A 12,073-nucleotide genomic window follows, 5' to 3' on the forward strand; every position below is an offset into this window, starting at 1 on the left:
CGGCGCTGGCCGCGGCCGACGTGGTCGCGGCGTGGCCGGCCGCCCCGCGCCCGGTGACCGCGCAGGCGCTGCTGCCGGAACGGGCCCTCGCCGGCGACACCGGAGCCCGCCGCGCCCTGATCGAGGACGTGTACACGCCGCTGCGGGAGGCGGGGGCGCCGCTGCTGGCAACGGTGGGCGCCTACCTCGACCTCGGCGCCTCGCTGGAGGCCACGGCCCGCGCCCTGTACCTGCATCCCAACACGGTCCGTTACCGGCTCCGCAAAGCCGCCGACGCGTGCGGGCTCGACCCGACGGACCACCGGGAACGGTTCACCCTGCACGTGGCGCTCATCCTGGGCCGGCTCGCCGCGGTGTGACCGCGGGCCGGCCGCGACCGGCACGGGCGCACCGGCGCCCGGCCCGGCGGGACGCGTTGCCATCACTTGTCGCCCGTGTCACCGAATTCCCCACCGGCCTGGTGATGGGCAATAAAGATATGGGACGGCCGAATCACTTTGTAGAGCTCCCACAATGAGCCGACGGCACAACGGTGAGTGCCCGCCAGCGACAGCCGGCGGTCAGGAAGGGTTAGGTGGTCCGGTGCTCGCTATCCTCGCCCCAGGCCAAGGTGCCCAGACTCCCGGTCAGCTGAAACCCTGGCTTGAGATCGGCGGTGTCGAGCCACGGCTGCGGTGGTGGTCGGCCGCCGTCGGAATCGACCTTGTGGACGTCGGCAGCGACGGCTCCGCGGAGACGATCCGCGACACCGCCGTCGCACAGCCGTTGATCGTCGCGACCGGTCTTGTCGCCGCCGAACAGCTTTCCCTTCCCCGGACGGGTAATCTTCTTGTCGCCGGCCACAGTGTGGGGGAAATCACCGCTTCTGTCCTGGCCGGTACCCTGGACGCCGAAAGCGCGCTGGTGTTCGTCGCGTTGCGCGGCCGGGCCATGGCCGAGGCCGCCCGGCGCGTCCCCACCGGTATGACGGCGGTCGTGGGCGGCGACCCGGACGAGGTCACCGAACATCTGCGCGGGCTGGGCCTGACCGCGGCGAACCGCAACGGCGCCGGGCAGGTCGTCGCGGCCGGCTCCCTCGAGGCACTGGCCCGCCTCGCCGAGGAGCCGCCGCCACGCACCCGGTTGCGCCCACTGTCCGTAGCCGGCGCCTTCCACACCCACTTCATGCGGCCCGCCACCGACCAGCTCGCCGGGATCGCCCCCGGGCTGCGCCCGCGGACGCCTGTCGTGGCCCAGCTGTCCAACGCCGATGGTACTGTCATCAACAACGGCCCCGAGCTGGTCCAGCACCTTGTCGATCAGGTCGCCGCACCGGTGCGGTGGGACCTGTGCCTGGCCCGTATGCGTGATCTCGGGGTGACCGCGATTGTGGAACTACCACCCGCCGGGACGCTGGCAGGCATAGCCAAAAGGGAGCTCACCGGCGTGCAGATCCTCGCTGTGAAGACACCTGACGACCTGCCCGCGGCCCGTGAACTGATCGCCCGCCACACAGACGCGCCGGGTGGCGGCGGCCCGGATGGCGGCGGCCCGGCCGCCGCCGACGGGCTCGTGGGAGCGACGCGGTGAACGGCTCCCGGCTGATGGGGATCGGCACCTACCGCCCCGCCCGCCTGGTGACCAACGACGACCTGGCCAAGCGGGTCGCGACGTCCGACGAATGGGTCCGCTCGCGGACCGGCATCGCCACCCGCCGGATCGCCGACACCGACGAGACCATCGTCGCGATGGGATCGATGGCCGCGGAGAAGGCGCTCGCCGCGGCCGGCATCGACGCCGCCGAGCTCGACATTGTACTGCTGGCGACCTGCACGAACCCGTCCCAGATCCCGGGCTCCGGGCCGCAGATCGCGCACCGGCTGGGTGCCGTGCGCGCGGGCGCGCTCGACATCAACGCCGGCTGCGCCGGCTTCTCGTACGCCCTGTCGATGGCGTCCGACATGGTCCGGGTGGGAAGCGCCCGACACGTCCTGGTGGTGGCCGCCGAACGGCTGTCGGACTACACCGACTGGGATGACCGCTCCACCTGCATCCTGCTCGCCGACGGCGCCGGGGCCGCGGTGGTCGGGCCCGCCCCGACCACCGAGATCGGCCCGGCGGTCTGGGGCCACGACGGCGGGAAGGCCGGCGCCATCAGGGTCCCCGGGTACGGCGACAACCTCTTCCGCATGGAAGGCCAGACGGTGTTCCGGTGGGCCATCACCCTGACCCCGACGGTCCGGCGCGCCTGTGAGCTCGCCGGGGTCGCGCCGGCCGAGCTCGCCGGGGTCATCCCGCACCAGGCCAACCTGAGGATCATCGACGCGCTGGTGACCGGCATCGGCGCCACGAACGCCGTGGTCGCCCGCGACGTGGTCGAGTCCGGCAACACCTCGGCCGCCAGCATCCCGCTGGCATTCAGCCGGATTCTCGACGGCGGCCAGCTGCGGCCGGGCGATCCCGTCCTGCTGTTCGGCTTCGGCGCCGGCCTGACCTACTGCGGTCAGGTCGTACGTTGCCCATAGGATTCATCGCACCGGCCGAGGACGACACGAACCTGGTTGTTCGCGTCTTCCGACAGCCCGCACCAGTTGGAACCACGTTCGGCCGATGATGGCACGGGTAAATCCACCCGTGTTGTCCGTGACGTCAGAGAAGAACAGGAGAAACAATGTCGCAGTCCGATATTCTGGAGGGTCTCGCCGCAATTCTTGAGGAGGTCGCCGGAGTCGACCCGGCCGACGTCACCGCGGACAAGACGTTCATCGACGACCTGGACGTCGACTCGCTGTCCATGGTCGAGGTCGTCGTCGCCGCCGAGGAGAAGTTCGACGTCAAGATCCCTGACGAGGACGTCAAGAGCCTCAAGACCGTCGGCGACGCGGTGTCCTACATCCAGCGGGCGGGTGTCGCCGCGTGACCGCGACCCCCAGGCAGGTCGTCGTCACCGGCCTCGGGGCAACCACCCCTCTCGGCGGCGACGTCGCCTCCACGTGGGAGGGCCTGCTCGCGGGCCGCTCCGGTGTGCGCCGGCTGACCGACGAGTGGGTCGAGCAGCTTCCGGTCCACATCGCCGCGCCCGCCGCGGTGGAACCCCCGCTGGAGCGGCTGGAGGCACGCACCCTCGACCGCGTGCAGCAGCTGGCTCTGGTGGCCGCCCGGGAGGCGTGGGCCGACGCCGGAACGCCCGAGGTCGACCCCGAACGGCTCGCCGCGGTGGTCGGCTCCGGTATCGGTGGGGTGCTGACCCTGCTCAACCAGTACGAAGTACTGCGCGAGCGGGGCCCACGCCGGGTCTCCCCGCACGTGGTGCCGATGCTCATGCCCAACGGCCCGGCCGCCACCGTGGGGCTGGCCTTCACCGCCCGGGCGGGGGTGCACGCCCCGGTCAGCGCGTGCGCGTCGGGAGCGGAGGCCATCGGCTACGCCCTGGACATGATCCGGGCCGGCCGGGCGGACGTGGCCATCACCGGCGGGTCGGAGGCGGCGATCCACCCGCTGCCGCTCGCCGGGTTCGCCCAGATGCAGGCCCTGTCCCGACGCAACGACGCCCCGCAGGCGGCATCCCGGCCGTTCGACAAGGGACGGGACGGGTTCATCCTCGGGGAGGGCGCCGGTGCCCTCGTCCTGGAGTCCGCCGAGCACGCCGCCGCCCGCGGCGCGCGGGTGTACGCCACCCTGGCCGGGTCCGGGACCAGCGCGGACGCCTACCACGTGACCGCCCCCGAGCCCAGCGGCGCCGGCGCGGCGCGGGCCGTGCGGGCGGCGTTGCACTCCGGCGGGCTGACCCCGGCCGACCTCGTGCACATCAACGCCCACGGCACCTCCACCCCCATCGGGGACGTCGCCGAGGCCCACGCGCTGCGGGCCGCGCTCGGGGACACCCTGGACGGGGTGGCGGTGACCTCCACCAAGTCCATGACCGGGCACCTGCTCGGGGCGGCCGGGGCGGTCGAGGCGGTGATAGCCGTCCTCACCCTGCGGGACAGGGTCGTGCCGGCCACCCGCAACCTCGACGCTCTCGACGACGAGATCGACCTCGACGTGGTGTCCATCGACAACCGTGCCATCCCCGCGGGCGCGGTCCTGTCGAACTCGTTCGGTTTCGGCGGGCACGACGTCTGTCTCGTCTTCACCCCCTGAGCGCGGCCCGGCCGACCGGCCGGGCCGACCGACCGGCCGGGCCGCCCCGGCGTCCCACCGGCACCCTGACGGGAACGACGCGTCCCACCGCTGGTCACCGGACCCGGCATCCACCCTGTCGGTGATTCCGCCCGGCCGGTTCGCGTCCTGTCCAGTCAGTCCGTTCAGCTAGCCCGTTCAGCCGGATGTTCATGGCGAACACCCGGTACCGACCGTCGCATCCGGCCGGCGCGGTCGGTGGCCGGGTGCTCCTGCGCGCGGGTGCCGGTTCTCCGCCCCGCTTTCCCTGTTCTGGTTCCTCCGCTTTCTCTTCTTTTCTCCGCTCCTTCTCTCCGCCTGCTTTTTTCGTGCTGACAACCAGCGGATCACATGCCCCGGCCGCTGTCCGACATAAACAACGGGAAATTACGGGTGACTACGACAGAAAACCGTGAGGACCCGTCCGGTCGCAAACGGGAACGATGATCCGATGAGCCCACCGGCCGCGGCGCGGCCCGCGGGCGCTCGCCTGCTCTCGTCACTGACCCAGGGATCCCAAGGAGATAAACGGTGAGTCTCTCCACGCTCGAACGCACCGACCCGCGTGCCCCGTCGGCCCGGCTGGCCCAGTTCTTCGACCCCGGCACCTTCGAGCCCTTCGCCGCCGCGGACACCTCCGGCGTGCTGGCGGGAGTGGGCACCGTCGAGGGCAGCCCGGTGGTGGCCTTCGCCACCGACGCGGCCATCCAGGGCGGCGCGATGGGACGCGAGGGCTGCACGCGGATCGTCGACGCCATCGAGGCGGCGGCCCGCCTGCGCCGCCCGGTGGTCGGGATCTGGCATTCCGGCGGGGCCCGGCTGCGGGAGGGAGTGGCCTCCCTCGACGGGGTCGGCCGGGTGTTCGCGGCCACGGTCCGCAGCTCCGGGCGGATCCCCCAGATCTCCCTGGTGCTCGGCGCCGCCGCCGGTGGCGCCGCCTACGGCCCCGCGCTGACCGACATCGTCGTGATGGGCCCGGCCGCCAAGGTCTTCGTCACCGGCCCGGACGTCGTACGGACGGTGACCGGTGAGGACTGCACCGCCGACAGCCTGGGCGGGCCCGACGTGCACGCACGCCGCAGCGGGGTCGTCGCCGTCACCTGCGACTCCGACGAGGCCGCCGTCGCCCGGACCCGCCGGTTGTGCGCGCTGCTCGGCGAGCAGGGCGGCATCGCCGCGGTGGAGGCCCGCGAGCTCGGTGACCTGCTGCCGGAGTCGCCGCGCCGCGCCTACGACGTCCGCCCGCTGGTGGCGGGCATCCTCGACGACGACGTGGTCGAGCTGCACCCCCGCTGGGCACCGAACATCGTCACCGCCCTGGGCCGGCTCGGCGGCCGGACGGTGGGCGTGGTCGCCAACAACCCGCTGCGCCGCGGCGGCTGCCTGGACGCCACGTCCGCGGAGAAGGCGTCCCGCTTCGTGCGGATGTGCGACTCCTTCGGCGTGCCGCTGGTCGTCCTGGTCGACGTCCCCGGCTACCTGCCCGGTGTGGGCCAGGAGTGGGACGGTGTGGTCCGGCGCGGCGCGAAGCTGCTGTACGCGTTCGCCGAGTGCACCGTGCCCCGGGTCACCGTCGTCACCCGCAAGGCCTACGGTGGCGCCTATGTCGCCATGAACTCGCACAGCCTGGGCGCGACGGCCGTGTTCGCCTGGCCGACCGCGGAGGTGGCGGTGATGGGCGCCGAGGCCGCCGTCGGGATCCTCCACCGGCGCGAGCTGGCCGAGGTCCCGACCCAGCGCCGTCCGGAGGTGGTCGCCGAGCTCGCCGCCGAGCACGTGCGCGTGGTCGGCGGGATCGACCGCGCGGTGGAGCTGGGCGTGGTGGACGCCGTGGTCACCCCGGCGGACACCAGGGCGGCGGTCGCCCAGGCCATCGCCGCCGCCCCGGCAGGTACCGCGGGCCACGGCAACATCCCGCTGTAGGCCCCGGTCCGTTGTAGGCCCCGGTGTAGGCGTGATCGCTGCCGCGCCCGTCGTCCCGGCTGTCCCGGCTGTCCCAGCTGTTCCAGCCCTGCCTACGGGACGGCGGGCGCGGCGTCCAACGCCTCCCGGATGACGTCCGCGACCTGGTCGGCCTCCAGCAGGAACGCGTCGTGCCCGTACAGCGACCGGATCACCGCGAGCCGGCCGGCCAGGGCGGGCACCCGCACCGCATCGGCGATCTCACGCTGGAGGTACAGCGGGTAGAGCCGGTCGGAGTCGACGCCGGCCACCGCGACCGGCACCGGGCAGCGCGCCAGCGCCGCGGCCACCCCGCCCCGGCCGTGGCCGGCGTTCTGGGTCATCATCGCCCGGGTCAGGGCCACGTAGCTGCCCGCGTCGAACCGGCGGACGAGCTTGTCCGCGTGATGCTCGACGTAGGACTCGGCCGCGAAACGGCCGTCGGGCTGCGCCCGGTTGCCGAAGCGGCCGGCGAGCTCCCGCTCGCTGCGGTAGCTGACCTGGGCCATCCGGCGGGCCAGCCCCATCCCCGTGTGGGGGCCGGCACCGGCGGGCTGGTGGTGGTAGTCCCCGCCGTGCCAGCCGGGGTCGGCGGTGACCGCCGCGATCTGGGTGGAGTACAGGGCGATCTGCTCGGCGGTCGCCGCCGCCCCGCAGGCGACGACCACCGCCCTGGCGACGCGGCCGGGGTGGCGCAGCGCCCATTCCAGGGCGCGCATCCCCCCCATCGACCCGCCGACCACGCCGGCGAAGCGCCGGATCCCGAGCGCGTCGGCCAGCAGCGCCTCCACCAGCACCTGGTCACCGATGGTGATCCGCGGCCAGCGGCTGCCCCAGGGCCGCCCGTCCGCGGCGGCCGAGGACGGGCCGGTCGTCCCCTGGCAGCCGCCCAGGACGTTCGGGCACACGACGAAGTAGCGTTCGGTGTCCAGCGGCCGGCCCGGACCGATCATCGCATCCCACCAGCCGCGGCTGGCGTGCCCCGGGCCGGCCGGGCCGGCGGCGTGGCTGTCACCGGTCAGCGCGTGCAGGACCAGCAGGGCGTTGGACGCCGTCGGGTCGAGCCGCCCCCACGCCTCATAGGCCACTGTCACGCCGGGTAGCGACGCCCCGCTCTCCAGTTCGACCGGGCCGGGCAGCTCGACGAACCGGCGTGCCCCGGCCGGGTCGCGCCCGGCCCGCCACCCGCCGGAGACGGGCGGCAGGCGCTCGCCCACCGCCCCGTCCGGGCTGGCGCTGTCAGCCCTTGGCGGCACGGAAGCCGGCGTCGAGGTCCGCGAGGATGTCGTCGATGCCCTCGATCCCGACGGAGAGGCGGACGAGGTCGGGGGTCACCCCGGTGCTCGCCTGCTCGGCCTCGGTGAGCTGCGAGTGCGTCGTGGTGGCCGGGTGGATGATCAGCGAACGTACGTCGCCGACGTTGGCCAGATGGCTGAACAGCTCCACGCCCTCGACGAACTTCCGGCCCGCCTCGGCACCGCCGACGATCCCGAACGACAGGATCGCGCCGGCGCCCTTCGGCAGCACCCGCTGGGCCCGGTCGTACCACCTCGACGACGCAAGCCCCGGGTAGTTGACCCAGCTCACCTCGTCCCGCGCCTGGAGCCACTCGGCCACCCGCTGGGCGTTGGCGGTGTGCCGCTCGATCCGCAGGGAGAGCGTCTCCAGACCCTGGAGCAGGAGGAACGAGTTGAACGGCGAGATCGCCGCGCCGATGTCGCGCAGCAGCTGGACGCGCGCCTTGGCGATGAAGGAGCCATGGCCGAGGACGTCCCAGTAGACCAGCCCGTGATAGCTCGGGTCGGGCGTGGTGAAGTTCGCGAACCGGCCCGACGCGCCGAAGTCGAACCGCCCGCCGTCGACGATCACGCCGCCGATCGCGGTGCCGTGGCCGCCGATGAACTTCGTCGCCGAGTGCACGACGATGTCGGCGCCGTGCTCGAACGGCCGGTAGAGGTAGGGCGTGGCCAGGGTGTTGTCGACGATGAGCGGGATACCGGCGGCGTGCGCGACCTCGGCGATCCCGGCGGTGTCGAGCACGTCCCCCTTGGGGTTGCCGATCGTCTCGCCGTAGAACGCCCGGGTGTTCGGGGCGATCGCGGCGCGCCAGGCGTCGAGGTCGTCCGGGTCCTCGACGAAGCTGACCTGGATGCCCAGCTTGGGCAGCGTGTAGTGGAACAGGTTGTACGTGCCGCCGTACAGGCTCGCCGAGGTCACGATGTGGTCGCCGGCCTCGGCGAGGTTCAGGATCGCCAGGGTCTCGGCGGCCTGGCCCGAGGACAGCGCGAGCGCTCCCACGCCCCCTTCGAGCGCGGTGATCCGCTGCTCGAAGACGTCCTGCGTGGGGTTCCCGATCCGGGTGTAGATGTTGCCGGTCTCACCGAGGGCGAACAGCGCGGCGGCGTGGTCGGTGTCCCGGAAGACGTAGCTCGTCGTCTGGTAGATCGGCACGGCGCGGGCGCCGGTCGTCGGATCCGGCTGGGCGCCGGCGTGGATCTGGCGGGTCTCGAACGACCAGCTCTCTGCTGACATGGAACGTGATCCTCCCCGGAGATGGGCGGCTGCGCCGGACAGGCCGCGTTAGCACTCATACCGGGACGGACGCGACCGCCGGGTCACGGCCACATGGATTACGAACATCACCAACGGCCGTCAGGCGGGACAACAGGCCTCGTCCACGAACGGGCGCGCCGGGTACCCCCGCATGTCGCACGACATGATTGACCGGGAGCGCACATTTCGGACTCTAGCACCCACAAGCAGACCCTGTCCCCGGGAAGGGCCTCTCCTCGGGGACGGGGCCAATCTCTCGGGGACGGGGCCAACGACCCGGTTCAGGCCGGCGCGGGGGCGGGCGGCGGGCCCTCGGAGGCCGGGGTGGCCGCGGCCCTGCCGGTGAGGTCCGGCAGCCGCAGCTGCTCGACGCGCTGGCCGCGGTGCGCCAGCACCGCGCTGGAGTGGTACTCCTCGGCGAGGGCGAGGAAGTTCGGCTCGTGGTAGCGACGCCCGTCCACGGTGGGGCCGGGCGTGCCCTCCATGATCGCTTCCACGTCCTCGCCGGTGATGGTCTTGTTCGTCTCCAGCGCGTGGGTGACCGCGAGGATCTCCCGGCGGTTGGCCTCCAGGATCGTCTCGGTGCGCACGTAGAGCTCCTGGAGCTTGGTCTCCACCTCCTCGACGAACCCGCCACCGAGGTAGCCGGGGCTGCTGCCCGAATAGGCCGGGTTGCTGCCCAGGCCCGAGGCCAGCGCGGGACGCGAGGTCAGCGTGGTGCCCATGGCGTGCCGGCCGATGCTGCGGGCGACCAGTTCGGTGGCGGCGTGCAGGTCCCCGCCGACGCCCTGGGTGTGGTCGCCCTCGAAGAACATCCGCTCGCCCACGATGGAGGCGAGGAAGGTCATCACGTCGATCTCGACCTCGGAGCGCCAGTCGACGAACCTGTCCTCCAGCGGCACCGGGGCCACGAAGCCGCCGGTGTCCCCCCGGCGCTCGATGGTCGCCATGTCGATCGCCATGTGCTTCTGCAGCCGGTACATGACCACCGCATGGCAGGCCTCGTGCAGGGCGACGCTGTGCCGCTCCCGCTCGACGTACTCGTGGTCGTCGGGCAGGCCGTGCTCCTTGATCGCCTTGGCCTTGAGCAGGTCCGGCCAGGTGACGACATCCCGGTCCGACTTGATCGCCTGGATCAGCGCCTCGTTGACCATGTCCTTGATGCTCGCGCCGGTGGCGTACGGGCTCATCACGGCGAGCCGCTCCACCTGCTCGGGCGCCACGTTGTGGTGGACCTTGGACAGGTAGCCGTGGAAGGTCCGCACCCGGCCCTCCTTGCTGGGGTAGCCGACCTTGTAGATGCGGTCGATGCGGCCGGGCCGCAGCAGCGCCTCGTCCAGGGACTGCGGCATGTTGGTCGCCATCATGATCATGATGCGGTACTTCGGCGGCGGCTTCGGCCGCATCCCCAGGGCGCGGCGGACGACCCGGTTGAGGAAGCCGCGGGGCTTCTTCAGGCCTGATATCTCGGTCAGCAGCGCCTGCAGCGTCCCGTCGAAACTCGACTGGCCACCACCGCCGCCGCCGGGGACGACGAACTGGGCCTCGGCGAGCTGCCGGCGGCTGCCGTGGCTGGCGTAGGCCAGCCCGTTGCACGAGGAGTGCGCCAAGCCGGCAGACCCGAGGGCGGAGGTACCGGCCGGCCCGAAGAGAGGGACGTCGGCCATGCCCGCCGGGGCCGCCCGCCCGAAGTCGCCGGCGAGCTGGCCGCGGTTGCCCAGGGTGTCGGCCTCGTCGAAGAAAACGATCACACCGCCGTAGCGGAGGGCCAGCTTGCGCAGCTTGCGGAACAGGCCCTTGACCTTCATCACGCCGACGCCGAAGAACATCGCCCGGAACGCCCCGGGGTCGACGAAGACGTAGGGCTTGCCGGTCTCGCCGGCGACCGCCTCCGCGATCAGGGTCTTGCCGGTGCCCGGCGGGCCCCACAGCAGGATGCCGCCCGGCACGTAACCGCCCCGGCTCTCGATCTCCTCGGGCTTCTCCAGGTGGAAGACCGCCTCCTTGACCCGGGACAGGACGTGGTCCTGGCCCCAGACGTCGGTGAACCTGGTCTTGATGTCCTCCGGGAAGTAGACGTCCACACCGCCGCGGGAGAGGAACCAGAAGATCGCCACGAACTGGCCGATGGCGATCGCCATGAACAGGACGAGCTGGAGCACGAGCGGCATCGCGCCCCAGATGTCACCGGGGAGGGCGACGACGGCGTTGAAGATCGAGTCGTCCCGGATCCGGGCGTAGACGAAGGCGGCGACCGCGAGGGTCGCCACCCACTTCAGGGCCCGGCTCATCCGGTAGCGGTTCCAGTCGTTGAACCGCAGCAGGCGACGCTCGAAGCGGCCGAAGACCCGGTCCGTCCAGAAGACGTAGTAGGCCGAGAACCGTTCGCCGATGAACATGTGCACCTGGCGGACGATCTCGACCGCGAACAGCGCGACCAGCCACCAGCTGGTCAACGCCTGCTCGCGCAGGGCGTCGGAGAAGGCCATGATCGGGTTGTCCGACATGGCCGCGGCCACCACGAACGCGAACAGCGCCACGATCAGGAGGAGGAACTTCACCCTGTCCCACAGGACCAGCCGCTTGCGTACCGGCCCGGACTGCCGCGGCGGAGGGTCGACGGGAGCGATCTGGAACGGCTGCGAGGGCGGCTGCACAGGCTGCTGCGCGGACGAGGTCTGATTCATGGTCTTCAATCTCAGGTGATCGGCTTGATCGTGAACGATGTCTGAACCTGGTTGATCTGCGCACCGTGCTTGTCGTAGCACCAGGCGGAGCAGGCGAACACGAGCTGGTAGAGCATCGTCTGATCCCGGTCGAAAAGACTGGTCTGGTCGATGGTGACCAGACCGGTGTCCACCCGGAGCTGGTAGATCAGATGGACGCCGTGCACACCGCCGTCCTTGCGGACGGCCTCGTCGGTCAGTAGCAGGAAGTGCGGCGCCAGCCGGGCACCCTCGGGATCCCGCCGGATCTCCTCGGTCTGCTCCCGTTCGGCGTCGTCGATGGAGATGAGCAGGTTACGCAGGTCGTTGGTGGACAGCGTGGCCGCTTCCTCCGGCAGGAGCTGGCGGACCTGGACGAACCCCTTCGGCTCCGGGGCGTCCGGGAGCAGCAGGTTCTTGTCGTCGAACTTCGCCGCCGCGTCGATCCCCACCACCCACTCGCGGGAGGCGAGCACCCGGGCGGCGTCGGGAGAGACGTTGCGGGCGTCTATCCCGACGAAGGCCGGCCCGAGCATGGGCTGGTGCTGCCAGGAGCTGGGAATCTTGAGAAACGTGCCCGCGCCCTTGTTCGTCACGTACTCGTAGCGACCGGAGCCGCACCCGGCGAGAACGACGATGGCCGCCAGGAGCGCGGACACGACAGGCATGGCGCGCCCCAGCGGCGTACGACTTCCCCTGCCCACGGCCGACCTCCAGAATGTAGTGAGGCTGAG

10 protein-coding genes are annotated in these 12,073 nt (G+C 71.9%); 6 read left to right on the forward strand and 4 right to left on the reverse strand.

Annotation, left to right across the window (positions count from 1 at the left end):
* The 6 genes from NBW84_RS11560 to NBW84_RS11585 all read left to right on the forward strand — a co-directional run.
* Positions 1–359: PucR family transcriptional regulator (locus NBW84_RS11560; RefSeq protein ID WP_250284440.1), on the forward strand; the 359-nt coding region annotated here is incomplete at its 5' end.
* Positions 360–582: 223 nt separating this feature from the next.
* The gene (locus NBW84_RS11565; RefSeq protein WP_250284442.1) at positions 583–1,569 is read left to right on the forward strand and encodes an ACP S-malonyltransferase; all 987 of its coding nucleotides are present in this window, start codon (positions 583–585) and stop codon (positions 1,567–1,569) included.
* A complete protein-coding gene (locus tag NBW84_RS11570; protein ID WP_250284443.1) occupies positions 1,566–2,504 on the forward strand; it encodes a beta-ketoacyl-ACP synthase III in 939 nt (312 codons plus the stop codon). Before NBW84_RS11565 ends, NBW84_RS11570 begins: the two co-directional genes overlap by 4 nt.
* A gap of 146 nt (positions 2,505–2,650) precedes the next feature.
* Complete coding sequence (locus NBW84_RS11575; RefSeq protein ID WP_047221415.1) at positions 2,651–2,899, forward strand: acyl carrier protein; 249 nt, start codon at positions 2,651–2,653, stop codon at positions 2,897–2,899.
* Complete coding sequence (fabF, locus tag NBW84_RS11580; protein ID WP_250284445.1) at positions 2,896–4,122, forward strand: beta-ketoacyl-ACP synthase II; 1,227 nt, start codon at positions 2,896–2,898, stop codon at positions 4,120–4,122. Before NBW84_RS11575 ends, fabF begins: the two co-directional genes overlap by 4 nt.
* Positions 4,123–4,671: 549 nt before the next feature.
* The gene (locus NBW84_RS11585; protein WP_250284447.1) at positions 4,672–6,063 is read left to right on the forward strand and encodes a carboxyl transferase domain-containing protein; all 1,392 of its coding nucleotides are present in this window, start codon (positions 4,672–4,674) and stop codon (positions 6,061–6,063) included.
* Positions 6,064–6,155: 92 nt separating this feature from the next.
* Here NBW84_RS11585 and metX read toward each other — a convergent pair whose 3' ends face one another.
* The 4 genes from metX to NBW84_RS11605 form a co-directional block, all read right to left on the reverse strand.
* Entirely contained in the window at positions 6,156–7,298 is a 1,143-nt protein-coding gene (gene metX, locus NBW84_RS11590; protein WP_250284449.1) for a homoserine O-acetyltransferase MetX, read from the reverse strand.
* Positions 7,299–7,320: 22 nt separating this feature from the next.
* Positions 7,321–8,613, reverse strand: coding sequence for a bifunctional o-acetylhomoserine/o-acetylserine sulfhydrylase (locus NBW84_RS11595; RefSeq protein ID WP_250284451.1), 1,293 nt, complete (start codon positions 8,611–8,613; stop codon positions 7,321–7,323).
* A gap of 302 nt (positions 8,614–8,915) precedes the next feature.
* Positions 8,916–11,321: an AAA family ATPase gene (locus NBW84_RS11600; RefSeq protein WP_250284453.1), complete on the reverse strand. Its 2,406-nt coding sequence runs from the start codon at positions 11,319–11,321 to the stop codon at positions 8,916–8,918.
* A gap of 11 nt (positions 11,322–11,332) precedes the next feature.
* A partial coding sequence (locus NBW84_RS11605) for a hypothetical protein (protein WP_445548695.1) occupies positions 11,333–12,073 on the reverse strand: 741 nt, incomplete at its 5' end.

The organism is Protofrankia sp. CiP1_Cm_nod2, from assembly GCF_920664355.1.
In the GTDB taxonomy this organism is placed as follows: domain Bacteria; phylum Actinomycetota; class Actinomycetes; order Frankiales; family Frankiaceae; genus Protofrankia.